At 60.7% G+C, this 26,236-nt stretch carries 24 protein-coding genes; 16 read left to right on the top strand and 8 right to left on the bottom strand.

The annotated features are described in order from the left end of the window. Positions 1-18: 18 nt before the first annotated feature. From FEF26_RS02760 to ilvA, 4 genes are all read left to right on the top strand, one after another. Entirely contained in the window at positions 19-585 is a 567-nt protein-coding gene (locus FEF26_RS02760; RefSeq protein WP_166432889.1) for an energy-coupling factor transporter transmembrane component T family protein, read from the top strand. Positions 586-691: 106 nt separating this feature from the next. Next, positions 692-1,591, top strand: coding sequence for a Bax inhibitor-1/YccA family protein (locus FEF26_RS02755; protein ID WP_243730369.1), 900 nt, complete (start codon positions 692-694; stop codon positions 1,589-1,591). Positions 1,592-1,701: 110 nt separating this feature from the next. After that, on the top strand, positions 1,702-3,225 hold the full coding sequence (locus tag FEF26_RS02750; protein ID WP_243730368.1) for an AI-2E family transporter: 1,524 nt from the start codon (positions 1,702-1,704) through the stop codon (positions 3,223-3,225). Next, positions 3,222-4,493 carry a threonine ammonia-lyase gene (gene ilvA, locus FEF26_RS02745; protein ID WP_138252010.1) on the top strand — a complete coding sequence of 424 codons (1,272 nt, stop codon included), beginning with the start codon at positions 3,222-3,224 and terminating at the stop codon, positions 4,491-4,493. The genes FEF26_RS02750 and ilvA overlap by 4 nt, the downstream gene beginning before the upstream one ends. Before the next feature lie 21 nt (positions 4,494-4,514). On the opposite strand, the gene greA is transcribed toward ilvA, so the two are convergent. Then, entirely contained in the window at positions 4,515-5,018 is a 504-nt protein-coding gene (gene greA, locus FEF26_RS02740; protein ID WP_138252009.1) for a transcription elongation factor GreA, read from the bottom strand. A gap of 205 nt (positions 5,019-5,223) precedes the next feature. Then, entirely contained in the window at positions 5,224-5,661 is a 438-nt protein-coding gene (locus tag FEF26_RS02735; protein ID WP_138252008.1) for a DUF4307 domain-containing protein, read from the bottom strand. A 21-nt stretch (positions 5,662-5,682) separates the two neighbouring features. Between FEF26_RS02735 and mca the strand changes: the two genes are divergently transcribed. The 4 genes from mca (at position 5,683) to FEF26_RS02715 (ending at position 10,597) form a co-directional block, all read left to right on the top strand. Next, positions 5,683-6,696 carry a mycothiol conjugate amidase Mca gene (gene mca / locus FEF26_RS02730; RefSeq protein ID WP_138252007.1) on the top strand — a complete coding sequence of 338 codons (1,014 nt, stop codon included), beginning with the start codon at positions 5,683-5,685 and terminating at the stop codon, positions 6,694-6,696. A 9-nt stretch (positions 6,697-6,705) separates the two neighbouring features. Then, entirely contained in the window at positions 6,706-7,116 is a 411-nt protein-coding gene (locus FEF26_RS02725) for a hypothetical protein (RefSeq protein ID WP_138252006.1), read from the top strand. Positions 7,117-7,307: 191 nt separating this feature from the next. Further along, positions 7,308-8,243 (top strand): PDDEXK family nuclease, encoded by a 936-nt coding sequence (locus FEF26_RS02720; protein ID WP_138252005.1) that lies wholly within the window; start codon positions 7,308-7,310, stop codon positions 8,241-8,243. Between the two features lie 161 nt (positions 8,244-8,404). Continuing rightward, on the top strand, positions 8,405-10,597 hold the full coding sequence (locus FEF26_RS02715) for a thioredoxin domain-containing protein (protein WP_138252004.1): 2,193 nt from the start codon (positions 8,405-8,407) through the stop codon (positions 10,595-10,597). Here FEF26_RS02715 and trhA read toward each other — a convergent pair. Further along, the gene (trhA, locus tag FEF26_RS02710) at positions 10,590-11,279 is read right to left on the bottom strand and encodes a PAQR family membrane homeostasis protein TrhA (RefSeq protein WP_138252003.1); all 690 of its coding nucleotides are present in this window, start codon (positions 11,277-11,279) and stop codon (positions 10,590-10,592) included. The genes FEF26_RS02715 and trhA overlap by 8 nt on opposite strands. Before the next feature lie 132 nt (positions 11,280-11,411). Between trhA and uppS the strand changes: the two genes are divergently transcribed. Both uppS and FEF26_RS02700 read left to right on the top strand, forming a co-directional pair. Continuing rightward, positions 11,412-12,224 (top strand): polyprenyl diphosphate synthase, encoded by an 813-nt coding sequence (uppS, locus tag FEF26_RS02705; protein ID WP_138252067.1) that lies wholly within the window; start codon positions 11,412-11,414, stop codon positions 12,222-12,224. 468 nt (positions 12,225-12,692) lie between these two features. Beyond that, a complete protein-coding gene (locus FEF26_RS02700) occupies positions 12,693-13,991 on the top strand; it encodes an RNA 5'-3' helicase PhoH2 (RefSeq protein ID WP_243730379.1) in 1,299 nt (432 codons plus the stop codon). Here FEF26_RS02700 and FEF26_RS02695 read toward each other — a convergent pair. After that, entirely contained in the window at positions 13,988-14,665 is a 678-nt protein-coding gene (locus FEF26_RS02695) for a rhomboid family intramembrane serine protease (RefSeq protein WP_166432888.1), read from the bottom strand. The two genes, FEF26_RS02700 and FEF26_RS02695, sit on opposite strands and share 4 nt — an antisense overlap. A 79-nt stretch (positions 14,666-14,744) precedes the next feature. Here FEF26_RS02695 and FEF26_RS02690 point away from each other — a divergent pair, with 79 nt between their 5' ends. After that, the gene (locus tag FEF26_RS02690) at positions 14,745-16,166 is read left to right on the top strand and encodes a class II fumarate hydratase (protein ID WP_138252001.1); all 1,422 of its coding nucleotides are present in this window, start codon (positions 14,745-14,747) and stop codon (positions 16,164-16,166) included. 30 nt (positions 16,167-16,196) lie between these two features. On the opposite strand, the gene FEF26_RS02685 is transcribed toward FEF26_RS02690, so the two are convergent. The 3 genes from FEF26_RS02685 to FEF26_RS02675 form a co-directional block, all read right to left on the bottom strand. Then, positions 16,197-16,988, bottom strand: coding sequence for a thioesterase family protein (locus FEF26_RS02685; protein ID WP_138252000.1), 792 nt, complete (start codon positions 16,986-16,988; stop codon positions 16,197-16,199). 2 nt (positions 16,989-16,990) lie between these two features. After that, complete coding sequence (locus FEF26_RS02680) at positions 16,991-18,706, bottom strand: AMP-binding protein (RefSeq protein WP_166432887.1); 1,716 nt, start codon at positions 18,704-18,706, stop codon at positions 16,991-16,993. A gap of 124 nt (positions 18,707-18,830) precedes the next feature. Further along, on the bottom strand, positions 18,831-19,502 hold the full coding sequence (locus FEF26_RS02675; RefSeq protein ID WP_138251999.1) for a TetR/AcrR family transcriptional regulator: 672 nt from the start codon (positions 19,500-19,502) through the stop codon (positions 18,831-18,833). Between the two features lie 90 nt (positions 19,503-19,592). Here FEF26_RS02675 and FEF26_RS02670 point away from each other — a divergent pair, with 90 nt between their 5' ends. The 5 genes from FEF26_RS02670 to FEF26_RS02650 are packed head-to-tail and all read left to right on the top strand — an operon-like array spanning position 19,593 to position 25,735. After that, complete coding sequence (locus FEF26_RS02670; protein ID WP_138251998.1) at positions 19,593-21,200, top strand: carboxyl transferase domain-containing protein; 1,608 nt, start codon at positions 19,593-19,595, stop codon at positions 21,198-21,200. Between the two features lie 10 nt (positions 21,201-21,210). Beyond that, a complete protein-coding gene (locus FEF26_RS02665; RefSeq protein WP_138251997.1) occupies positions 21,211-23,253 on the top strand; it encodes an acetyl/propionyl/methylcrotonyl-CoA carboxylase subunit alpha in 2,043 nt (680 codons plus the stop codon). After that, on the top strand, positions 23,250-24,413 hold the full coding sequence (locus FEF26_RS02660; RefSeq protein ID WP_138251996.1) for an acyl-CoA dehydrogenase family protein: 1,164 nt from the start codon (positions 23,250-23,252) through the stop codon (positions 24,411-24,413). Before FEF26_RS02665 ends, FEF26_RS02660 begins: the two co-directional genes overlap by 4 nt. A 1-nt stretch (position 24,414) precedes the next feature. After that, entirely contained in the window at positions 24,415-24,894 is a 480-nt protein-coding gene (locus FEF26_RS02655) for a MaoC family dehydratase (protein WP_138251995.1), read from the top strand. Next, positions 24,881-25,735 (top strand): HpcH/HpaI aldolase/citrate lyase family protein, encoded by an 855-nt coding sequence (locus FEF26_RS02650; RefSeq protein ID WP_138251994.1) that lies wholly within the window; start codon positions 24,881-24,883, stop codon positions 25,733-25,735. Before FEF26_RS02655 ends, FEF26_RS02650 begins: the two co-directional genes overlap by 14 nt. 3 nt (positions 25,736-25,738) lie before the next feature. Here FEF26_RS02650 and FEF26_RS02645 read toward each other — a convergent pair whose 3' ends face one another. Further along, entirely contained in the window at positions 25,739-26,233 is a 495-nt protein-coding gene (locus tag FEF26_RS02645) for an NUDIX hydrolase (RefSeq protein WP_138251993.1), read from the bottom strand. Positions 26,234-26,236: the final 3 nt, after the last annotated feature.

The following is a 26,236-nucleotide window of genomic DNA, read 5'->3' as shown; positions in this document are numbered from 1 at the left end:
GCCCCGGGAGACAGCTTTATGCACCGAGCGCCTAGTGGAGTCAAGGTGCTGGTGCTTGCACTGGTGACCGCTGCAGTGCTGATCGCGCGTGACCCGTTGGTGAGTGCCGGCGTCGTCGTCCTCGTGTTCTGCACGGCCCTGGTGGCACGCATACCTCTGCTGATGCTCCTCGTCCTGCTGAGACGCCTCTGGCTTGTGCTTGCCGTGCTTGCAATCCTGCAGCTGATCCTCAATGATCCCGCCACCGGGACGGAAGTCCTGAGTCGAATCCTGACCTGTCTGATGGCGGCCCAGCTGCTCCTGCTCACTACCGCGCCGGTCGAGCTCGTAGGAGTTCTCCGGCGGATTTTGGCGCCGCTTCGACTCCTCGGAATTCGACCCGGCCGAATCGCGCTCGCTGCGCTCATCATGCTGCGTTCGATCCCTTACCTGGCTGACTCCTTCCACTTGGGCGCTCAGCAGGCGCGTGCCCGCGGGTTGGAACGCGACCTGCGTGCTCGCACCGTGCCGCTGCTGCTAGGGGCGGTCGACCATGCGCGGAACACAGGACGTGCGCTGAACGCCCGCGGTATCGACGAGGCCTGAGCCGATCCGACACGAGGCATAATCCGCGGCCATAAACGGTTAGAATAAATGAAAGCGACGATTTTCGACGTTGACGACGAACCCATTGAAGGAGAGCGGAACCCCTATGGCCATGCAATTTGGCAGCTCGAGCAACCCGGTGTTCAAGTCGGGTGCAATGCCTGACCAGTTCAACGCAGATAAGCGCCGCCGGTTCTACATGGACTCCGGCTCTGGCACGGTGCGAGAAGAACAGCGTCAGCAGCAGACCTACGCCCAGCAGCACGGTGTCCCGCAGGCAGACGACCTTCAGCGGCAGTACAACCTGCCTGAGCGTTCCGGTCTAGAGGGCACGCCGATGACGTATGACGACGTCATCCGCAAGACTGTGACCAGCTTCGCCGTCCTGCTGGTCGGTGCTGGCGCTGCGGTCACCTTGGCCACCATGATGCCCGGCGTGGTCATGGGTCTGGCGCTCGTTGCAGTTCTCGGAGGCCTGGTCTTGGGTCTGGTCAACGCGTTCCGGCGTGAGCCGAACCCGGCACTGATTCTGGCCTACTCGGCGACTCAGGGCTTCTTCCTGGGTGCATTCACGTGGATCCTAGAGATGGCGTATCCCGGCGTTGCCGTTCAAGCAGTGACCGCAACCCTGGTGGTCTTCGGTACTGTGCTGGCGCTTTTCAAGTCAGGAAAAGTGCGTGCCACTCCTAAACTCAACAAGTTCTTCTTCACCGCACTGATTGCCTACATGGTGTTCAGCCTGGTGAACTTCGGAATGGTGATGTTCACCGATATCGGCATGTTCGGTATGCGCGCCGGCTGGCTCGGTGTCGCGATCGGTGCCTTCGCCATCCTGCTCGCCACCTACTCACTCGTGCTGGACTTCACCAACATCCAAGACGGCGTTGAAGCTGGTGTGGAGCAGAAATACGGATGGGCAGCTGCATTCGGTCTGACCGTCTCGCTGGTCTGGCTCTACATTGAAATCCTTCGCGTGATCGTGATTCTGCGGTCCATCGCAGATTGAGCTGAGACTCAGCACAACATCGACACCGAAGGGCCTGTCATGCGTTCTGGCTACGCATGGCAGGCCCTTCGCATGGCCGCATGTGATGACATCAGCCCAGGCACAAAGCCGTGGCTTCGTTCCGTGACAAGATGGACGCCATGAACACTGGTCACACACCAGAGAACCCGGCGCCAGCCGCCACCACTTACGCTGCGGACCATCCACCAGCCGGGGACTCCGCGCCGCCGGCCGCCAATAACGGGCAGGCTGAGCTGAAGGTCTCAGATGAGAACCGACTCCGCCAAGACATTCCGTGGGGGGTGCGGATCGCCGCAGAGTGGTCATGGCGTGTGATTATCATCCTCATTGCAGCAGGTGTGATGATATGGCTCCTCAGTCACGTGATGCTGCTGCTCATTTCGCTGCTCATAGCAGGACTCCTGGCCTCGCTTCTGCGGCCCCTGCACGATGCCCTGCGCAGGGTGAAATTCCCTCAGATCCTCGCGGCGCTGACGTCAATCCTGGTACTTCTCGGCGGTGTTGTCGGCATCCTGTTCCTGGTGGGAAGTGAGATCGTCTCCGGCTTCGCCGAGATGGCAGGGCAAGTGGAGACGGGAATCTTCGAACTCATCGAGTGGGCGGATGAGCTCGCTCGCGACTTCGGTCTAGAGATTTCCACCGAACAGTTCGACCAGGGCATCCAAGAGGCCATCGCCTGGCTCGAAGAAAACTCAGATGCCATCATGTCCGGGGCCGCTGGAGTGGGGTCCGTCGCAGGGAACATAGCCATCGGCACCGTTCTGGTCCTTTTCACCTTGATCTTCTTCCTTTCCGACGGTCGCAGAATCTGGGACTTTATGGTCCTGTTCACACCCGCCAGGCACCGTCCGGCCATCCACGGTGCGGGCCGCCGAGGATGGACGGCAGTCGGAACCTACATGAGGGTTCAAGTGTTTGTGGCGTTTGTTGATGCGGTCGGCATCTACATCGGTGCTGTGATCCTCGACGTCCCACTTGCGTTGCCGATCGCCGTGCTGGTCTTCTTTGGTGGATTCGTTCCTGTGGTCGGCGCCGTCGTGACGGGCGCTGTCGCGGTCCTGCTAGCTTTCGTCGCCCATGACTTCATGACAGCACTGCTCATGCTCGGTGTGGTGCTTCTGGTCCAACAGATCGAATCGAACGTGCTGCAGCCGATCATCATGGGCAAGGCGGTCAAACTCCACCCACTTGCAGTGGTGCTAGCCGTCACTGCAGGCTCCACACTCCTCGGACTCATCGGAGCGCTCTTCGCAGTGCCCGTTCTGGCCTTCATTAAACGCGCAACTCAGTACCTGAACAAGGAAGAGTGGCGCGGAGATTCGGAAGCTTTGGCTATGGAGCGTACAGTCAAAGAGGAGGTCCTGCGCCGAGCCGCCCAGCAGGAGCAACGCGAAGCGGAGGAACAGGCCAGCATGGATACCCTGAAGCGCCGCATTTTTGAGACCATTCCCGTCCTGGACCCTCATAAGCACGGTGCCGGGCGCAGCAAGGCCTCATCGGAACAGCAGAATAGTCCGGAGACCCCAGATCCAGTCCCCGCAACCGGCCGAGATACTGAGCGCCCGCGTCGCGCACCAGTTGACGACGAAGACAAGGACGCGTCCCAGAAATGACCAACACTGCCTCAATCGAACTCCCCGGACATCAACTGAGCGTGCAGCTGAGCGACATTATCTCAGCGCGCGAACTCCTCGACGGTGTCATCGTGGACACGCCCATGGAGCATTCGCGGGCTTTGGGGCGCATGCTCGGTGCCACTGTGCACCTCAAGGCGGAGAATCTGCAGCGGGCCGGGTCCTTCAAGGTCAGAGGTGCCTATGTGCGCATGGCTCGCCTCACTGATGAAGAGAAGTCCCGCGGCGTCGTTGCCGCGTCGGCAGGTAACCACGCGCAGGGTGTGGCTTTGGCTGCCAAGAAGCTCGGCGTTGAGGCCACCATTTTTATGCCGCGGGGAGTGGCGCTGCCCAAGCTGGCCGCAACGCGTGACCACGGCGCCGAAGTCATCCTGCACGGCTCCAATGTTGATGAAGCACTGGCCGAGGCTCAACAGTTCTCTGACGACTCGGGTGCGGTATTTATTCACCCGTTCAACCACACACACGTGGTGGCTGGTCAGGGAACCATTGGCCTAGAAATCCTCGAGCAGCAGCCAGACGTCGATACCGTGGTGATGGGAATTGGCGGCGGAGGGCTCCTGGCAGGCGCTGCAGTGGCGTTGAAGCAGCAGGCTGCGATGCAGGGCCGCACCATCAAGCTCATCGGGGTCCAGGCAGAGAACGCTGCGGCTTACCCGCCTTCGCTTGCGGCTGACGCACTGGTCCCGCTGAAGGGCGTTCGCACTATTGCGGATGGCATTGCCGTCGGGCGCCCTGGCGAAATCCCTTTCGAGATCATCAAGGAGCTGGTAGACGATGTTGTCACAGTCAGTGAGGACGCCATTGCTAAGGCGTTGATCTTCCTCATGGAACGGTCAAAGCTGATCGTCGAGCCCGCAGGAGCCGTAGGAGTAGCCGCCCTGATGGAGGGCAAGCTCGCCGAGTTGGGCATCAACCCCCGCAGCGTGGTCGCAGTTCTGTCAGGCGGCAACATTGACCCAATGCTCATGCTCCGAGTCATCCAGCACGGGTTAGCCGCCGCAGACCGCTTTCTTACTGTGAAACTCATGCTGAAGGATCGGCCAGGAGAACTTGCGATAATCTCCAAGATCATCGCTGACACTGATGCCAATGTCATAGGGGTCGACCACTCCCGAATCGGCGGGGAACTGTCCATGGGCAATGTGTCGATCGTGATCAACATGGAGACCAAAGGCTCAGAACATTCGGCCCTGGTGCTGAACTCCTTGCGGGCAGAGGGCTACGAGCCTCTGGTGATGAACTAGAGGCGAACCGCCGAACACCTGCTATCCGGTGTAGGGCTGGGCTGAGAGAATCTCGACCTCAATGTCCTTGCCGTTCGGCGCCGTGTAGCTGACTTTGTCGCCTTCCTTCGCGCCGTTGATGGCCTCGCCCATAGGGGAGGCGTCGGAGTAGACGGAGAGGTCAGTGTCCCCGGCCACCTCTCGGTTACCGAAGATGAATTCCATCTCACGACCGGCGACATGAGCCTTTACCAGCATGCCGGGCTCAACAACGCCGTCGTCGGGCGGAGTGCCCCCAACATTGGCGTTCTCCAGCAGGCGAGAGAGGTAAGAGATGCGAGCCTCGATCTTGCCCTGCTCTTCCTTGGCAGCGTGGTACCCGCCGTTCTCTTTGAGGTCACCCTCTTCGCGAGCCGACGCGATACGGTCCACGACCTCCTGGCGGCCAGGGCCCTTGAGCTGATCCAGCTCAGCAGAAAGGCGATCGTAGGCCTCCTGCGACAGCCACTGGGAGTTTTCCTCGACTTCTGTGGTGTGTGCGGACACGATGCTCTCCTCTTCTGATCTGCAGGCAACAGGTCAGTTCCACAGACCGCTACCTAAATAGAGACCCCGCCGGGGCGTCCCTGGCGGGGTTGTTGCGTAATGAAACATCTTAGAGACGCATCACCGAAATCTCAACGATTAACCCGTTTTTGCGCCCACTGTGAACTGTTTTTCAGGTCCTCAGGACAAGAAGCGCCTTAAGTTATCAATCGACAAGCCAGCAGGAATCCACGATACCGGTCACGGCACGGTACTCGGTGAGCAATTCCGAGTTGTAGTAGTTGCTGCGGTCTGATTCTCCGCCGCCCTCATGAGGGCCGATGGTCACGATGCGAGCTCCGACAATCGCATAGGAATCGTCAAGCGCGTGAAGCATGCACTGTGCGGTATCGTCGAAGTCTTTGGTGACCTCGAAATCGACCTCGATACGGGAATCGGATACCACCGTGTACCCGACATCCTGGTACTCCAGTCGGCCTACATTCAGACTTATCGTGAACCATACTGTCGTGGCGAAAGCCACCAGAAGTGCACCGAAGATAAGGATCCTCTGGGTTCGGGGCGCCATACCCTTGCGCGCGGCACCGTAACGCCTCGACACATCGGACTGCGAAGTGTTGCTGTCGGACTCGGTGATACTCATCAGCGACTATTCTATGTGGTTATGCACCAGACCACGCCATCGGAAACCGCCCTGGATGTCTCGGCAGTCCCCGCAGACGATCCGCGCGCCTCGGCCGCGGCCCAAGAGCTTCACGACCGTGCGCCGCGAGGATCCACATCTGTGCCGAATTCGGAAGGGCTGAGGCTGCTCGCCGTCCACGCGCACCCTGATGATGAGTCCTCAAAGGGCGCAGCCATGATGGCCGCCTACGCTGACGCCGGGGCGGAGGTCATGGTTGCCACTGTGACCGGGGGAGAAGCCGGAAGCCTATTGAACCCTGCTGCAGCTGAGATTCAGCAATGCCATCGGGACCTGACGGGTGTGCGGAGGCAGGAAATGGCCGAGGCCGCCGAAGCACTCGGAGTCCAGCACGTCTGGCTGGGCTTCGTCGATTCAGGCCTGCCCGAAGGGGACCCGCCCCCACCACTGCCCTTCGGCTCATACGCCGCACTGCCGCTGGAGTTGGCCAGCGCCCCTCTAGTTCGGCTGATCAGGCGCTTCCAGCCCCATGTTGTGACGTGCTATGACGAGTCTGGAGGCTATCCTCACCCCGACCACATCATGAGTCACAAGACCACTGTGGAGGCCTACCATGCCGCAGGGGACGCTTCGAAGTACCCCGATTGTGGTCAGCCCTGGCAGCCGCAGAAGCTTTACTACGACCGAGCATTCAACCCGGGTCGGTTCCGAGCCCTGCATGAGGCGCTGGTCGCCGCTGGAATCAACTCGCCGTTCGGAGAGCGACTCGCTCGTTGGGAATCCGACGAGCGGCCCGACTGGCTGACCAATCATGAAGTCACCACCCAGGTGCCGGTGGGGGAGTTCCTCGAAGCGCGAGACGCAGCTCTGAAGGCGCACCGCACACAGGTTGACCCGGAGGGCTTCTTCTTCGCGACTCCTAACGATTTCCTACGCGAAGTCTGGCCCTATGACGACTTTGTGTTGGCCCATTCGAGGGTCGAGACCTCTCTGCCTGAAAATGACCTGTTCTCCGGATTGAGAGGCAACCCGTAGAATGGTTCTGTGTATTTTTCCGCTGACGCGTTAGCTCCCTCCCTGACCCAATGGTGGCCGGGTGGCGGTGGAGGTGGTGAATCTCCCGATCTGCGCGATGGGCTCACTGAAGCTGATATCACGCCGGGCATTGAGGGTTTCCTGTTCACCCTGCTCATTGTGGTGATGCTGATCTTCGTTGTTCGGGACCTCGCCAAACGCATGCGGAGAATGAAGTACCGCAGCTTGGCTGAAGCTGAACTCGCAGGCGAGGAACCCGAGTTCCCCGGGGAAATAACTCCGGCCGGAATGTCTGAGGCTCAGCAGCACGCCCGGACAGCAGCCGCTGATGCGCGGTTCGGGTCGGCAGTCCCAGCCCCGGACCACCACAGCTCTGCCTCGGGCACACAGACCGCCCCAGAGAGCGAATCTCGCGCCTAGACCCATGCGCAGAGGCCCTTGCGAGCCCTGTGCGCCACCAGATGTCAGATGTTCTTCTTTTCAGCTTCGGCGCTCGGCTGAGAGCGGGGAATTTTGACATCTGTCAAAGGGCCATCGCCTACGAGGCGAGTTTATCCACAGCCTTGTGGAAAACCAAGGTGAATTGACCGGCGATTCGGCATCCTGGAGATGTGCGCTATCCAGAACCCTTGCCGAACGAACTACGCGGCAAGCCGCTGAATGCCAGGCTGCTGCGCGAACACCACGTCGCGGTGTCCCGGCTCCAGCGCGATGACATCGTCACGCTGGGCTCAGGCATCTACCTCGAGCGTGAAGCCGCTCAGGTCTTGGACTCTGAGGGACTGTACCGGGCCAGGGCGTTCGGCCTCGTCGGAGAGTTCCCTGGCAGCTGGCTTTCCCATACGACCGCCGTCAGGCTACGTGGACTGCCCCTGAGCGCCAAGAGGGACGACGTCGTTCACCTTTCCGTGCCGTCCACACAGCGGAACCCGGTGCGCCGACAGGGGGTCGCCGGTCATAGAGCCACTGCCTACCGGGATGAGGTGCAGTATTTTCGCGGAGTGCCTGTGAGCGCGGCGCACCGCATGTGGGGTGAGTCCGCTGCTGAGATCTCGGTGGAGGCCCTCACTGTTCTTGGCGATTCCTTGGTGCGCAGGCCTCGGCCGAGGTTCGAAAAGCGGACAGAGCCGTGGACCACCATCGAGGCACTCCGTATGGTGGTTGGTCGGCATCGGCGTGCCCCTGGCCGAGCTAGAGCGCGAGCGGCGGCCGATCTGATCAGGGTGGGGGCTGACTCGGCGCAAGAGACACTACTGCGGCTGGCTATCCTCCGCGCCGGTCTGCCCGAGCCTGAGCTGCAGGTGCCCGCGGATCCGCGTCGTCCCCGCTCGCCGTGTGCAGATTTGGGTTATCCATATTGGCGCATCGCGATCCAGTATGACGGTGCATGTCACTTTGACCCTGAACGAGCCAAACGCGACCGCAGAGTTGACCGTCATTTTCACGCTCGGGGATGGACGGTGCTGCGGTACTTCGACGCCGACGCCCGGGATGGCTTCCGCTGCGCTGTGCGTGAGATCGGCCAGACTTTGAACCTGCACCGCTGAGTCAGCCAACAGCCGAGGAATGTCGAATCACACCGCTTTGAAGGGAATGACAGTGCTGGTAGCGCACGGATTCGACATCTGGTGCAAGACGGAGCCTCGCCTGAGCAGACGCTGCACCAGCACGCGGGTCGCAAGCAGGAAGCCCAGGTACGGTGGGGATCATGGCACAGCGTTTGATCAATGCCCAGTCGGCGTACCTTCGGCAGCATGCAGACAATCCCGTGGATTGGTGGCCATGGGGGAGTGATGCGTTCGCCGAAGCTGAGCGCAGGGACACCCCAGTGTTCGTCTCCATCGGTTATGCCGCCTGCCACTGGTGCCATGTGATGGCGCACGAAAGTTTCGAAGACGAAGCAGTCGCGGCCTTTCTCAACGAGCGTTTCGTCAGCATTAAGGTGGACCGTGAGGAACACCCCGATGTTGACGATGCCTATATGGCGGCCACGCAGGCTATGACCAGCCAGGGCGGCTGGCCCATGAGTATCTTCGCGCTCCCCGACGGCAGGGTCTTCCACGCCGGAACGTACTTCCCACCGCAGCGCGCTGGTCAGGTACCGTCTTTCGCCGAGGTTCTCCAGGCGGTACACGAGGCGTGGGTTCAGCGTCGCGAGCAGGTGGAGGAACAAGCCGCAACCATTGCCGAGGCGCTCGGCCAACAAAGGCAGCGACAGGCGCAGATGGCCACCGTGGTGCACACCTCCGACGACGGCGCCCCCGCTCCTGCACTCAGTAGGGAAAGTCTTCAGGAGCTCACGGGCCAGATTCTCGAGGCGCTCATCGCCGATGAGGACACAGTGCACGGAGGGTTCGGATCCGCCCCCAAGTTCCCGCCCTCCCCAGTGATGACCTGGCTTCTGGAGGAATCCGCCTGGACATTGCGCGCCGAAGACCCCGACGGTACTGGCGAGCCTGACCGGGCCGGGGGATTGGCTATCCACACAATGGAGGCAATGGCTCGTTCGGCGCTGTTCGACCATGTCGAGGGTGGGTTTGCTCGGTACGCGACAGACCGCGCCTGGCAGCTGCCGCACTTTGAGAAGATGCTCTTGGACAACGCCCAGCTCCTGAGCGCCTACGCCCGCCTCTCCCGCCACCCTGCCGCGGACACCGACGTTCAAGCGCGTGCCGAACGAGTGGCCCGGATGACCGTGGAGTGGTTGAAGAACCGAATGCTCACGCCGCAGGGCCTGCTTGCCTCCTCGCTGGATGCTGACACGGTGGACGCCGAGGGTCATCGCGAAGAGGGTGCGACCTACCTCTTTAGTGACGAGCAGCTGATTCAGCTAGCCACCAGCGCGGGACTCAGCATCTCGCGGGCCCATGAGTTTGCGGCTCTGAATCAGGGGGTGCCCGCTGATGAGCATGCTCTGCGAGCCGGAGCCCCACTAGAGATCAACGAGGCCACGGCGCGGACCCTGCACTTCGATGAACCGCTCACAGGGGATGACCGGGCCCTATGGGAGGCAGTGGCGCCGCACCTGAGAAAGGCCCGGGAGGAAAGACCACAGCCCGCGCGTGACGACAAGGTGGTTGCCTCCTGGAACGCCCAGACAATCCGGTCGCTCGCTGAGGCTGCGATGATCTGGGACGACGCCGAGACCCTGAGTTTCGCAGAAAAGCTCGCCGATAAGCTGTGGGCAGTACACACTGAATCCGGTCCAGACGGTGCCCGCATCTGCCGTACATCCTATGACGGTGTCCGCGGGAAAAAACTGGGGACTCTCGCCGATCATGCGCATACAGTCAACGCGTACTTCAGTCTGGCCTCAGCCCTGGTCGGCACCGGCAGAGAATCCCTCAGCGTGAATCGTGGCCGCCAAGTGCTCGACTACACGCTCAGCCGAGCCATCGTGCGGGACGCTCAGGACGCCGCATCATGGTCCCTGGCCGACTCTTTTGAGGACATGGCCGCACCAGGACAGAGCGGACCACAACTTGCTTCACCGATTGACGGGCCCGAGCCCAGCAGCGTCGCAGCCTTGGCGCAGGCGCTCCAAACAGCTGCCGCTCTCCAGCACCCTCCCGTCGGTGAGATCAGCGCTGTAGATATCCTGCACCATGTCCCGCTCATTGGCCCCCAAGCGCCGCTGGCTGTGGGTGGCTCGCTCGTAGCCGCCCGGCGGGCCGCCGCCGGGTCAGCTGCGTTCCGGATTCTCGGAGGCACTCCGGCAGACCTCGCTCAGCTCAGGCGCGTCAGTGCGCTGCTGGGGATTCCGGTCGAGCCGCTCGGCGACGGCGTCGTCATCAGTTTCCGCCAACAGTTGACGCTCAGTGTGTGTTTGTCTGGTGCAGGCGGGGGAGTGTGTCTGGCCCCGGTGTCCTCGATCAGTGCCGCGCTGTCGGCAATCAGGTGATTGAGATCACAATGGCGATGTAGTGACAGATGAACCCCACGAGGGTGCACGCGTGGAAAAGTTCATGGAAGCCGAACCAGTGCACCGAGATGTTGGGACGCTTCATGGCGTAGAAGACCGCACCGGTGATGTAGGCAACGCCGCCGGCGCATATCAGGACGGCTGCTCGCACATCTGCGGCGAAGAAGTCTCCGATAAACCAGACTGCGGCCAGCCCCAGCACAATGTAGAACACCGTGTACAGCCAGCGCGGCGCATCGGTCCAGAAGAGCCGGAACGCCACTCCGCCCAGTGCGCCGATCCACACTGCGGAGAGCAGAACGGTGCGCTGGGGATCATCCAGCAGTGCCAGCGTCATGGGGGTGTACGTGCCAGCGATGATGAGCAGAATATTAGTGTGATCAAGGCGCTTGAGCACTCGCGCTGTCCGGTCTGACCAACGACCCAAGTGGTAGATCGCTGAGATCGCAAACAGCAGAAGTCCGGTCATAGCGTAGATTGCAGCAGCGATCCGCAGCGTGGTGGTCGGGGCCAAGGCAACGACGACTACGCCGGCAATCAGAGCCAGCGGGACCATCACAGCATGCAGCCAGCCGCGAAGACGGGGCTTGAGTGGTGCGTCGGTGTCGAGCAGTCGGTCTGCGGGTGCAACGTTTCGCCCGCGGCTGGTGGCAGAGCCCATAGGGCCAGTCTAATCTCACAAGATACTTGTCGGTAACTTATACGTAGAGAGTGCCGTTCGTGCCGATCCCCTACAGTGGTGCACGTGACTGAACGCGGACCGTTGAAGCGCTCGCTGCTGGGCCTTACAGATATGGCGTACGCCGTCTATGAGAGGCGGCTGCGAAGTGACCTGCGTTCCTGCCGTCTGCCGCAGCACATCGCGGTCATGGTCGATGGCAACAGGCGCTGGGCCCGGCTGGCTGGCACTCATACCGCTGACGGGCATATGGCCGGTGCGGACAAGATTGTTGAGTTCATCGGGTGGTGCGCTGACCTTGGGATCCCCACGGTGACGCTCTATATGCTGTCCACCGATAATATGAACCGATCGGAGCAGGAGCTCGAACAGCTGATGGGCATCATCAGCGACACGCTCGACCGGCTGACCGAGGCGAGGCCAGGGGGTCGTCCAGTTCGGGTTCACCCTGTGGGTCAGCCCGAACTTCTTCCGGAACCGCTGGCCACCAAGCTCTGGGATGTCACCACCGCCACCGGAGCCATTCCCCGTGTCGAGGCTCAGTCGCTCAGCAATGACGCAGATCCGCCGGATGAGGAGCCCTGCATTCACATCAATGTGGCGGTGGGTTACGGAGGCAGGCAAGAGATCGTCGACTCAGTTAAAGACCTGATGCGTGCCGCTGCCAAGGAGGGCAAGACCCTCGCTGAGGTTGCCGAGTCACTGACTCCTGCTGAGATCGGTGAACGGCTCTACACCAGGGGGCAGCCGGATCCAGATCTGATCATTCGCACCTCAGGCGAGCAGCGCCTGTCCGGTTTTCTGATGTGGCAGTCTGCGTACTCCGAGTTCTACTTTGCTGAGGCCCTCTGGCCTGATTTCCGCAGGGTGGACTTTCTCCGGGCGGTGCGCGACTACTCGAACCGCCAGCGGCGCTTCGGCCATTAGTCTCCTGCCGCATTGCTGGAACAGTGGCGTCGACGTCGTGGAATCGTTAGCTGGTGTTTACCCAGATGTCACACACATTTCGGTGTGTTTGCCCTCATCGGGGGCGTGGAGAGGTCTACATTGGGAACTGTCAGAACACTGACCGGAAGGCCCACAGCTTGATGCCACAAGGCAGATGGGGCCGGCTCGGTCCCTGGCCGAGGAATCGGCTGAGGGCCTGCCGCCCACCATCCGAGAACTGTTGCGGGGATGCACCAGGTCCTGCAGCCGAGTACTGGGACGAGCACGTCGAAGACCTCGAACTTGGGGAAGAGTTCGAAGTGGACGACGAGTCCGTCACAGGGATCTGCTCAGCTGTGGGGCCTTTTCTGCACTCCGCTCGGAAAACCCTTGTCTGGAGATACTGTGGCCTCCTTGAACACCCCTCCCGTCGTTGCTAAGGATTTCGAGACTGCTGTAGCTGCTGAGGTGGCACAGAAGTCCTATGTGCTCGACACCTCAGTGCTGCTGTCTGACCCTAAAGCCGTGCTTCGGTTCGCAGAGCATGAGGTCATCATCCCGATCGTGGTGATTTCCGAATTGGAGAACAAACGTCATGATTCGGAGCTCGGCTACTACGCCCGGTCTGCGCTTCGGCTGCTGGACGAGCTGCGCGTCAAGCACGGAGCTCTGAACTGCTCCGTCCCGCTCAATGATCAGGGTGGCCACCTCCTGGTGGAGCTCAATCACATCAACGAAAACGTGCTCCCTGCAGGTTTTCGACAGGGTGACAACGACTCGCGCATTCTGGCGGTGGCCAAGAGCTTCGCTGACGAAGGCCGGGAAGTCACAGTCGTGTCCAAAGACCTCCCCATGCGGGTCAAAGCCTCAGCCATGGGCTTGGCTGCTGATGAGTACCGGAACGAATGGGTCACTGACTCCGGCTGGACTGGGATGGCTCAGATCAGCGCAACCGAGGAGCAGGTGGGGGAACTCTACGACGGTGAGCATATTGAGCTCGACGCCGCGGACGACCTGCCTGCCAACACTGGCTTGGTGATTCAATCAAGCCACGGTTCCGCTCTGGGGCGGGTCAAGGTAGATGCCACCAGCCGAAAGTATGTCCAGGTGGTCCGTGGGGACCGGGAGGTCTTCGGACTTCACGGTCGGTCCGCGGAGCAGCGGCTCGCCATCGATATGCTCTCCGACCGCGAGATCGGCATCGTCTCGATGGGAGGCCGAGCAGGCACGGGTAAATCGGCCCTAGCGCTCTGTGCAGGCCTGGAAGCTGTGTTGGAGCGCCGCGAACACAAGAAAATCATCGTGTTTCGGCCGCTGTACGCGGTCGGGGGCCAGGAATTGGGGTACCTGCCAGGTTCGGAGTCGGAGAAGATGAACCCCTGGGGTCAGGCTGTCTACGACACATTGGGAGCGCTGGTCAGTGAGAACGTGCTCGAAGAGGTGATGGCGCGTGGACTCTTGGAAGTTCTGCCGCTGACTCACATCCGTGGACGATCACTCCACGATGCCTGGGTGATTGTCGACGAGGCCCAGTCCTTGGAGAAGAATGTCCTACTGACCGTAATGTCCCGTATGGGACAGAACTCCAAGATCGTGCTCACGCACGATGTCGCACAGCGCGACAATCTGCGCGTCGGGCGGCACGACGGCGTGGCAGCGGTAGTGGAGATCCTCAAGGGCAACCCGCTCTTCGCTCATATGACTCTGACTCGATCCGAGCGAAGCCGGATCGCAGCTCTGGTGACGCAGCTGCTTGAGGAGAACTAGTACTGGATCTGTTCGTTCCCGGAGGAGGAGGCTCGTCCGCGTTGCGCGCGGGCCTCCTTCGTCAGGAAGAAAGCCACGGTGACGCCAGCGATCGCACCAGCCAGATGTCCGGTCCATGACACCCCGGGAGTCATCGGCAGCATTCCCACCAGCATGGTCAGACCGTAGACGAATGCGACGCAGAGGCCGAACAGCATGGGCAGGAAGCGGCGAGCGAGGATCGCATATGTGACGATGAACGCTGCGAAGCCATAAACCACTGTGGATGCACCAATGTGGTTCACCACACAGCCTGTTCCGGCTGGAGCATGACAGACCCAGGGTGTGCCGATGATCCACAGCACTGCACCGGAGAGCAGCCAAAGACTCACCATGACGGTGGTGAACCGCTTGGTCAGGAGTGAGGTCATTCCGCCCAGGACCAACCAAGACATCGTATTTCCAATCAGGTGTCCAAAACCGCCATGCAGAAGTGGCATGAACAGGATCCCGATCAGCCCGCTGAAGTCCCGGGCCTCAAGCGCCAGTGTTCTGTTGAACCAGTTGCCCAGGGCTAGCGAGACAACAAACATCAACCACATTGCCAGCAGTGGGAGGATCACCGGCACAAAGGTTCGCTTGAGGGTGGTCGCGAAGTCGCTGCTGATCGAACGCACTGAGTCCTGAGAGGCCATACACCCCATGGTACGGATTCAGAGGAACCTGGTGAGCCCTGACTCCGCCCTGAACCGACCCTGACGTTAGGATGATTCCATGAGCGATGCTTCCACTGAGACTGAATACCGTATCGAGCGCGACACCATGGGCGAGGTCAAGGTCCCCGCTCATGCCCTCTACCGCGCACAGACCCAGCGTGCGGTCGAGAACTTCCCCATTTCTGGGCGAACCTTAGAGCCAGCCCATATTGAGGCCCTGGCACGCGTCAAAAAAGCTGCAGCTCAGGCCAACGCTGAGGTCGGCGTACTGGATGCGGAGCTCGCCGAGGCGATCGTCAAAGCAGCTGACCAGGTAGCCACCGGCGAGTTGGACGAACACTTCCCCGTTGATGTCTTCCAGACAGGTTCGGGCACCAGCTCCAATATGAACACCAACGAGGTGCTGGCTACTCTGGCCAATAGGTACCTGGCGGACAAGGGCTCGGACAAGGAAGTCCACCCCAACGATCACGTCAACGCCTCTCAGTCCTCCAATGATGTGTTCCCCACAAGTGTCCATGTAGCGGCCACATCCGCACTGATCAACGATCTCAAGCCAGCTCTGGACTACCTGGCGGAAGCCTTGGAGGAGAAGGCCGGAGAGTTCGCGGAGATCGTCAAATCGGGCAGGACTCACCTGATGGACGCCACACCGGTGACGCTTGGGCAGGAGTTCTCTGGGTATGCCGCTCAGGTGCGGTACGGCATCGAGCGCATTGACTCGTCGCTTCCCCGGGTAGCAGAGGTGCCGTTGGGCGGCACGGCAGTGGGCACCGGTATCAACACGCCGTTGGGCTTCGCGGAGAAAGCTATCGCCAATCTTGCCAAGGACACAGGTCTGCCGCTGACTGAAGCACGCGATCACTTCGAGGCCCAGGCAAACCGCGATGGACTGGTCGAAGCGTCCGGACAGCTGCGCACTATCGCGTACTCACTGATGAAGATCAATAACGATCTCCGGTGGATGGGATCTGGCCCAAACACCGGACTTGGCGAGTTGGCGCTGCCTGACCTGCAGCCCGGTTCTTCCATCATGCCGGGCAAAGTGAACCCCGTGATCTGCGAGTCGGCCATACAGGTCTGCGCTCAGGTCATCGGCAACGACACTACAGTGGCACTGAGCAGCACCAATGGGGCATTCGAACTCAATGTGGGTATCCCCGTTATGGCAGCCAACTTGCTGGAATCGATCCGTCTGCTGTCCAACACCTCACGTGTGATGGCTGACAAGATGATCAAGGACCTCACCGCCAATGAGGAACGGTGCTCTTTCTTGGCCGGTGCCTCACCGTCGGTGGTGACCCCGCTGAACAAGTACATCGGCTACGAAGCTGCGGCTGACATTGCTAAACATGCCGTGAAGAACAAGCTCACAGTGCGAGACGCTGTCGTGGAGCTGGGCTATGTGGAACGCGGTGACCTGACGCAGGAGCAGCTGGACAAGGCTCTGGACGTCATGTCTATGACCCACCCAGGCTAGCCAGAACTCCGGCCCCGGCGTCTGACTGGTCTACGACATCCGGACAGTCAGCTGTTGGGTCAGGGAGCCGACTGGCCCAACTGCATCGTGCAGGATGCTGTGGGTCAGTCCTAGCCCGGTGGGACCGAAGGAAACATGTGTGTCATAGCCCACCTGTTCACCCTGTGGGATCCGGAAGAAGGAGGCCGTCAGGTCGACATTCGGGAAGGCGACCTCTGCCGGGTCGGCTCGGACTGCCACACCGTTGGCGACATCCAGGAGTGCGCAGAACTTCGCGAAGCTGCTGACCTCTTCGCCATCGACCAAGCGCAGTGACGAGGACGTCCACCCGCGGGCACGCCCCGGTTCATGATGATCACGGTTGCTGGTGAGTGAGGCGATGAACCCACCCGGCCACACCGAGGTGGCGTCCCAGGGTGGAACGTCGTCCCGCCGCGGAATGCCGGGAAGGGACGAGCCTTGGATGGCTTCGGTGGCGAACTCCGCCAGCGCCCACGCCCTCAGGATGACAATGGTTCTCCCGCGGTGGCTCATTCGGGCTTCCACCAACTCGATAGTTCGTCCAGGACGCAGCACCTCGACGTCCACATGCACCTCGCCCACCGGCACAGTGCCGAGAATGTCGAAGGAGAGTCGACAGAGTTGGAGAGGATCGTCGCGACGTGACGCCGCTGCCTTCTCGACGGTGTGGACCATGAGGCCCAGCGGGGAGGATATGTGCTGCTCCGTCTCATCCCAGGCTCCTGAGACGGCCTGTGTCGCCTGGTATCTCTCGCCGCCCAGCGGTATGAAGTAGGCGGAGGGCTTCTCCGATTCACTCATGTTCACCTCGGGTCCTCGGGGTCCTTCCCTCGCTCATCGGCTCGCGCGTCGTCCACGGCCCCCGGTGTGGCCAGCATGTCCAGAGACTGTTGGCGCATTTGGATCTTTCTTACCTTCCCGGTGACGGTGGTGGGGAATTCGTCGACGATCACCACGTACCGGGGGATCTTGTAGTTGGCGACCTCTCCTCGGCAGAACTCTCGGAGGTCATGTGAAGAGAGTGCGGGAGCCCCCTCGCGAAGCCTGATCCAGGCCATCAGCTCCTCACCGTACTTCTTGTCTGGGACCCCGATGACCTGGGCATCCATGATGTCCGGGTGGGTGTATAGGAACTCTTCGATCTCCCTGGGGTAAATGTTCTCTCCGCCGCGGATGACCATGTCCTTGATCCGGCCAGTGACCTTCACATAGCCGCGAGCGTCCATCCGGCCGAGATCGCCGGTGTGGATCCACCCCTCACGGTCAATAGTCTCCGCGGTCCGCTCGGGGTCCTCCCAATACCCCTTCATCACCAGGTAGCCGCGGGTGCACAGCTCACCGTCGTCCTCCACTGGAAGGGTCCTCCCGCTACTGGGATCGATGATCTTGATCTCAGCGTGGGGTGCTGCGCGACCCACCGTGCCGACCCGTAGGTCCAGCGCGTCGTCGGGGCGGGTCTGCAGGGACACGGGAGATGTCTCTGTCATGCCGTAGCAGATAGTCACTTCTGACATATTCATCATGCTGATGACCTGACGCATGATCTCCTCCGGACAGGGTGAACCGGCCATTATCCCTGTGCGCAAGCTGCTGAGGTCGAAGTCGTTGAAGTTCGGCAGCCCCAGTTCCGCGATGAACATCGTCGGCACACCGTAGAGGCTTGTGCATCGCTCCCGTTCTACTGCTTGGAGCGTCGCCGCCGGTTCGAAGGAGGGCGAGGGAATGATCATTGCAGAACCATGGGTGATGGCCGCGAGATTACCCATGACCATACCGAAGCAATGGTAGAAGGGCACAGGGATGCATATGCGGTCGGCTTCGGTGTAGCGATTGATCTGACCCACGAAGAATCCGTTGTTGAGAATATTGCGATGGGACAGCGTCGCGCCTTTAGGAAACCCTGTGGTGCCGGAGGTGTACTGAATGTTGATCGGCTCGTCAGGATGCAGCTCCGCAGCACGGGTCTCCAGCGCGCGATCATCCGGTTCTGCGCTCATCACCTCATCCCAGCTTGCCCTCCCCATGATGACTTTGAGCTTCAGCGGGCCAAGTTCCTGCTCGGCGAGGTCGAGCATCGCTGGGTAGTCCTGGGTTCTGAAGCTGTCCGAAGCGATCATCGAAGTGATGCCCGCCTGCTTCATGACGTAGTTGAGCTCATGCTGCCGGTAAGAGGGGTTGATGTTGACCAGCACCGCCCCAAGTTCGGCGGTGGCGAACTGCGTCAGTGTCCACTCCCAGCTATTGGGTCCCCAGATGCCCACGCGTTCTCCCTTGCGGACACCGGAACGGTGGAGTCCAGTGGCGAGGCGCCGAACATCTGCGTAGAGCTCGTCGTAGCTCCAGCGACGCTGAGCATGCGCGTCCACCATCGCTTCGCGTTCGCGGAACTTTCCCACAGTCTCCCGCAGGGCGCGGCTGATCGTCGTGTGCAGCAGTGGGGTGTCAGTGGGGCCGACGTCGTGGGCGAGCTCCAGTGCGCCGTCGGCGCCGTCAGTGACAACCGCGGGAACAACGTTCACGGTGAGTCTCCTCAACGGATGGAAATTTCAGTTAACAGCGCCAAACTCAAGTTAGCACGCAGTGAACTGGATCACAATCACATAGCCCTTGAGTGCGCGGGAGTGCCGCTGCGGCTCATCTCGGTCAGTGCGATTCAGTGCTGGCCCCACCTGCCGGAAGTTTGCACGCGATGGCGGCCCAGGCCATTGCGGTGAGGGTGGAGTGACTCTCTGCGACTTCTGCCGCAGAGGGGGCCCGTTGGTAGGAGTGCTTCATCGAGTGTGCAGTGGAATTGATCAGCCCAAAGACCCCGTGAATCCGGGTACGCAGCTCTACGGGGCTTATCTGTGGATGCAGCTTCCGGAGGGCTGCACTCCAGATGTCGATATATTTGCGCTGCATTCGACGTACTGCTTCCCTGTCGGCTTCTAGTAACTGAGGCATTTCCTGTTCCTGGACGCGGATGATCTCCGGTGACCTCAGGGCGAAGTCCGCATGGAAGGCGATCAGTCGGTGAATCTGCTCCTGCGCATCGGAGGAATCGGCGCGGATATGCTGGCCGCCCTCCAAGAGCCGGGCGCTGACATCCAGCAGCAACCGCCCCAGCATGTCTTGTTTGCCCTTGAAGTGACGGTAAATGGCTTGTCCGGAGACTCCCACCTCATGTCCGATGTCGTCCAGGGCCACTGAGGCATAACCATGTGTCCCGAAGAGCCGAGCCGCAGTCCCCAAGAGTTCCCGGTACCGTTGTTCCTTTTCGGATTGCCGACGGGTCTTCGGCTGACCCCCTGTGTTGACACTCGCTGCGCTGGACAAACGTGATCACCGCCACTATGTTGGGTTTTCAGTTAGTCAACATTAACTCAAAGGGTTCGTCAGGGCGAGCCCGATTCGGAGGATACCTAAGTGGAGTCACTCCTCAGCGAGGCTGATTCGAAGTCACCGGTGTTCCTCTCCAACGCGGAGGTCAATCACCAACTGGCCGCAGCGCTGAAGGACAATCTGCACCGTGCCGCACTCGGCGGCCCAGGGAAGTCACGCCAGCGACACCTCGATCGAGGGAGGCTGCTGCCCCGGGATCGCGTCAACCGACTTCTGGACGAGGGCAGCCCTTTTCTAGAGATCGGCGCCCTGGCGGCTCACGGCATGTACAACGACGATGCTCCTGCTGCTGGAATCATCACCGGAATAGGTCTGGTGCATGGGCGTCAGGTGATGGTGGTCTGCAATGACTCCACGGTCAAGGGAGGAACCTACTTCCCCATCACGGTCAAAAAGCATCTGCGCGCGCAGGAAATCGCTGCGGAGAACCACCTGCCTTGCATCTACCTAGTGGACTCCGGCGGAGCATTCCTGCCGATGCAGGACGAGGTCTTCCCAGATCGGGACCACTTCGGCCGGATCTTCTACAACCAAGCGAACCTCTCCGCAAGAAAGATCCCCCAGATCGCAGCAGTTCTGGGCTCCTGCACCGCCGGCGGCGCCTATGTGCCGGCTATGAGCGATGAGTCTGTGATTGTGCGCAACCAGGGCACGATTTTCCTAGGTGGCCCACCATTGGTCAAAGCCGCTACCGGGGAAGTCGTGACCGCAGAAGACCTCGGCGGGGCGCGTGTTCACACGTCCGAGTCTGGCGTCGCTGATCATATTGCAGAGAATGACGACCATGCCCTGCAGATAATTCGCGACATCGTAGACACCCTGCCGGCCTCCTCAGAGCCCGCCTGGCAGGTGAAAGCCCCGAAGCCTCCGCGGAGCAATGTCGATGAACTCTACGGAATCATTCCCACCGATGTGAACCAACCGATGGAGATCCGCGAAGTGATCACACGACTGGTTGACGACAGCGCTTTCCACGAGTTCAAACGAGACTACGGCAGGACCCTGGTCACGGGATTCGCCCACATTGACGGGCACCCAGTGGGCATTGTCGCCAATAATGGGATCCTCTTCTCAGAGTCCTCCCTCAAAGGCGCGCACTTCATCGAGCTCTGCGACCAGCGGGGCATCCCGCTGCTTTTCCTTCAGAACATCTCCGGTTTCATGGTCGGGCGTGACTACGAGGCCGGAGGCATCGCCAAGAACGGGGCAAAAATGGTGACAGCCGTCGCCTCGACACGGGTACCGAAGATCACTGTCATCGTTGGAGGATCTTTCGGTGCGGGAAACTACTCGATGTGTGGCCGCGCCTACTCCCCACGGTTCCTCTTCGCCTGGCCCAACGCTCGGATATCGGTCATGGGCGGCACTCAAGCCGCATCCGTGCTCGCCACCGTCAAACGGGACCAGCACGAATCAGCTGGTCACGAGTGGCCGGCGGAGGCAGAAGAAGAGTTCAAAGCGCCGATCAAAGAAAAGTATGAAGCTCAGGGGCAGCCCTACTACTCCACAGCGCGGTTATGGGACGACGGCGTCATTGACCCAGCAGATACCCGCAGAATACTGGCCATGGCACTAGCAACCTGCGCTCGCGCTCCTCTGCCCGAGTCCGGCTTCGGCCTTTTTCGGATGTAAGGGGCTCTTCATGTTCAGCACAGTCCTTGTCGCCAACCGTGGTGAGATAGCCTGCCGAATCATCAGGACCCTTCACAGGTTGGGTATCTCATCGGTTGCCATCTACTCAGAGGCTGATGCGGTCGCGCAACACGTGGCAATGGCTGACTCTGCGATACGTGTGGGCCCAGCACCGGCGACCGAGTCCTATCTCAACATCGAGGCTGTGATCACTGCAGCACAACAGGCGGGCGCGGAAGCTATTCACCCCGGATACGGATTCCTCGCGGAGAACGTCACATTCGCTCGAGCCTGCGCAACCGCCGGAATCACTTTCATCGGACCACGAGAGCACGCTCTAGAGGTCATGGGCGACAAAATCCGCTCGAAAAACCATGTGGCTCAGGCCGGGGTTCCTTTGGTGGAAGGCATTAGCGAACCCGATCTCACCGATGAGCAGCTGATCGAGGCGGCCAGCCAGATGAGCTTCCCAGTATTGATCAAACCATCAGCAGGCGGTGGCGGCAAGGGAATGCATGTGGTGGAGAAATCCGAGGAGCTCGCCCAGGGCCTGGCCGCTGCCCGCCGTGTGGCAGCAGCCAGTTTCGGCGACGACACGCTCCTGATCGAGCAGCTGATTCGCTCCCCCCGGCATATTGAAGTCCAGGTGCTCGCTGATGGTCATGGCAACATCATCCATTTGGGCGAACGTGAATGTTCCCTGCAGCGCCGACACCAAAAGATCATAGAAGAGGCTCCCTCTGCTCTGCTGGATGAGGCCACCCGAGAGCGCATCGGTCAAGCAGCCATCGACACTGCTCGGAGTGTGCAGTACCTCGGCGTCGGCACTGTCGAATTCCTTGTCTCCGATGAGAGTCCTAACACCTTCCACTTTATGGAGATGAATACCCGTCTGCAGGTGGAGCACCCGGTCACCGAGCAGGTCACCGGCATCGACATCGTCGAGCAGCAACTTCGCATTGCTGCTGGAGAACCGCTGGGCATCAAGCAAGACGACGTCACCTTCACCGGGCATTCCATTGAAGCGCGGATCTACGCCGAGGACCCCGAGTCTGGATTCATGCCCAGCACCGGAACCATTCTCCGACTCTGTGAACCCGCAGGGACAGGAATCCGAGTTGACTCCGGGATGGCGGACGGACTCGTAGTTGGAACAGACTACGACCCCATGTTGGCCAAAATCATCGCCACCGGCGCCGATCGAGAACAGGCACTGGCCCGGCTGCACCAGGCGCTGGGGGAAACAGTCGTCCACGGACTGACCACAAACACCGCGTACCTCCAGCAGCTGACTGCGGACCCTGACGTCCAAGCTGGACGTATGGATACCACCATGATCGAGCGCAAACTGCCGGAGCTGAAGTTCCCCGTCCCGACCCAATCCCATGCCATGGCCGCCGCACTGTTCGCCGCGCAGCTGGATGGTGTTGACGTGCTGGAAACTCATGCTGTTGGTCCTGCCGGATGGCGACGAGACGGATGGCGGCACAGCACTCCCCACCATCCAGCATTCCACGTCATCTGGGAGCGGCCCGGCTACACCGGTGAGTCCTTCGACGTCGTCATTGACGGTCAATCCACCCTGCGGCCCAACAGAAATTCTGGCGGCTACCTGCTGCGCACCCCTGAGGCCAGCTTTGAAGTTCACCTCAGCGCAGGCAATCACACACGCCAGGGCCGCCACGTGTGGGTCACCGCCGGAGCTCTCACTGCACAGCTGACAGTGCTGGATCAGGAGGCTCAGACTCACCGGCAACTCGCCGAGATTGAGGCGGAGCTGGCGGAAGCCAAGCCCGAGGTCATCGCACCGATGCCCGGCACCGTTGTTGCCATTGGCCCTGATTCCGGACATGAGGTGAGTGCGGGTCAGATGCTCGTGACCATCGAGGCTATGAAAATGGAGCACCGACTCAACGCGCCCACCGATGGCACCGCCCGCATCCAGGTGGCAGTGGGGGACCATGTGTCGCTTGGGCAGGTTCTGGCCGCGGTGGAAGCTGAAGCGATGATGACATCAGCGGAGAATCCCGACGACAGTAAGGACCAGTTATGACACAGCTGCTTTCTGAAGAGCACCAGGCGCTCGCCGAATCAGTGCGAGATTTTGCAGAACAGGTCATTGCGCCGGTATCAGCCAAACACGACGCTGAGCACAGCTTTCCCTACGATGTGGTTGCGCAGATGGGCAGCATGGGTCTTTTCGGGATTCCCTTCCCGGAAGAGCACGGGGGAGAAGGTGGGGACTACCTCGCTTTCTGCCTGGCACTTGAAGAGATTGCGAAAGTCGACCAGTCCGTGGCCATCACTCTCGAGGCTGGAGTCGGGCTTGGGGCTATGCCCATCTTCAGATACGGCTCGGAGGAGCAGAAGCAGAAGTGGTTGCCCGATCTCCTGAGCGGCAAACGGTTGGCCGGATTCGGCCTCACCGAGTCTGATGCCGGTTCGGACGCCTCGGGCACAAGGACCTCTGGCAGATTGGAGGGTGGGCAATGGGTGATCGACGGAACTAAAGAATTCATCACGAACTCGGGCACGGACATCACCTCACTGGTCACGGTCACTGCCGTTACGGGTACTTCTGAGGCCAGTGACGGCACAACTAAGAAAGAGATCTCCACCATTATTGTGCCCGCCGGGACCCCGGGATTCACCGTGGGCTCCGGTTACGACAAAGTCGGGTGGAACGCCTCAGACACGCATCCACTGTCCTTCACAGACTGCCGGGTCCCGGAAGACCATCTCTTGGGACAACGCGGCCGGGGTTACGCCAACTTTCTGGGCATCCTGGATGAGGGGCGAATCGCCATTGCAGCCCTGGCGACCGGCGCGGCCCAAGGCTGCGTGGACCAAGCCGTTCGCTATGCCAATGAGCGCAAGACCTTCGGCTCACCCATCAGCGCCTATCAAGGCATTTCCTTCAAGATCGCCAGAATGCAGGCCCGGGCACATTCCGCGCGGCTCGCCTACTACGAGGCTGCCCACCTGATGGCAGCGGGAAAGCCTTTCAAAACCGAAGCATCCATCGCGAAGCTCGTAGCGGGTGAAGCTGCTATGGACAACGCACGTGACGCGACCCAAATCTTCGGCGGCTACGGTTTCATCAATGAATACACAGTGGCCCGGCACTACCGAGACTCTAAGATCCTTGAAGTCGGTGAGGGCACGACTGAAGTGCAGTTGATGCTCATCGCTCGATCACTGGGACTGTCCTGATATGAGCACAGTCCAGCAACGAGGTCTGTACTTCGAGGAGATCGAGGTCGGCACCGTCTTCAAACATGCACCGGGGCGCACCGTGACCGAGGCAGACAACGTCTTCTTCACCACGCTGACGATGAACACCCAGGCCTTGCATCTCGACGCTCACTGGTCGGCTCGGCAGCCATTCGGCCGACCGCTGGTGAACTCTATGTTCACATTGGCCACTCTGGTCGGGGCATCAGTTGCGCAACTGACCCAGGGCACTATCGTGGCCAATCTGGGATTCGAAGAGGTGAACTTCCCCCACCCGCTCTACCCTGGAGACACGCTCTACTCCGAGTCCGAAATCCTCAGCAAGCGTGCCTCAAGCTCGCGCCCAGGCCAGGGTATTGTCAGCATCAGACATACAGGCCGCAATCAGGACGGGACTGTGGTGGCCGAGTGCACGCGCAAGGTGATGATATGGATGAAGGAGCACCATGAACAGAAGTGATCACATTACCTTCGCCCTAGGTCCGGCGCTGCTGTTCTGCCCGGCTGACCGGCCCGATCGCTTCGCCAAAGCCATCGAACGCTCCGATGCTGTGATCCTGGACCTTGAAGATGCTGTGGCTCCAGAGGACAAAGATCTGGCACGCCAGAGTATCGCCGAGCATTTCCGCAAAATCGACTCTGAGCTGGCGTCCAGGACCGTGGTGCGGATTAACCCGGTCGGAACGCCACACTTTGCTGCTGATGCGCAGACGCTGTCCGATTTCACACCGGCGTATGTCATGGTTGCGAAGACCGAGAGTGCTGAGCATATCCAAGCCGTTCACACCAAGTTCCCGCACTCCCAGATCATTGCGCTGTGTGAGACAGCGGCGGGAGCTGCCGCCGCATACGAGATCGTTGACCATCCCGCCACCTCCGCCATCATGTGGGGAGCGGAGGATCTGATGGTCTCACTTGGAGGTACCTCGTCCCGGCATGCTGATGGTACCTACAGGGACATTGCCCGTCATGTCCGCAGCACCGTCCTTCTCGCAGCAGCGTCCCGCGGCAAGGCAGCGGTGGATTCGATCTACGCCGACATCGGCAACACTTCCGGACTCTCCGCCGAAGCCGCCGACGCCGTGGGAAGTGGGTTTGCAGCGAAAGCTTGTATCCATCCTAGCCAGGTTTCCGCAATCCGCCAGGCTTTCCTCCCCACCGAGGAAGAGGCCGAATACGCCCATGCCCTCCTCAAAGAGGCTGAGCAGCACGGTGGTGCGTTCCAGTTCCGTGGGGGCATGATCGATGCCCCCTTGCTTCGCCACGCGGAACGGATCGCCCGGCGCGCGCTCAGCGACTAGGAATCAAAAAGTCGCCGGGGCACCAGAATTCAGTGCCGCGAGGATCCGCTCTCTGTGCTGGTGGGTGAACGGCTCAGGCAGCGCCTCAGTGGAAAACCAACCCGCATGGGTAGATTCGTCGTCGGCTACATGTGGGGAGCCTGAGACGTATTCCATCTCAAAGCAAATATCAGTGAATCGGCATCGATCTCCGTTCGGGTACACCACTAATCCGTGGTCTGCCACACTCGCCACACGGACGGGACGGGCGACGACGCCTGCTTCCTCTGCGACTTCACGAACTGCGGCTGACGCTGGCCCTTCTCCGGGCTCCATAATCCCTGAGGTGACACCCCAGTCCCCATTGTCAACACGTTTGACCAGGAGGACTTCCGGGGCGGGCAGCTGATTGGAGTTGTTGTCAACGTGCCGAATCACGACCGCTGTCACTGCTGGCAGCAGAAGTTCTTTGTGCCCAATATCTTGGCGCAGGTCCTTGATGTACTCCGGAGTTGGCATGAA

This window comes from Nesterenkonia salmonea (assembly GCF_005771525.1).
Lineage (GTDB): Bacteria > Actinomycetota > Actinomycetes > Actinomycetales > Micrococcaceae > Nesterenkonia > Nesterenkonia salmonea.
The sequence above is the reverse complement of the archived record's forward strand: the minus strand, read 5'-3'. Positions and strand labels throughout refer to the sequence as shown.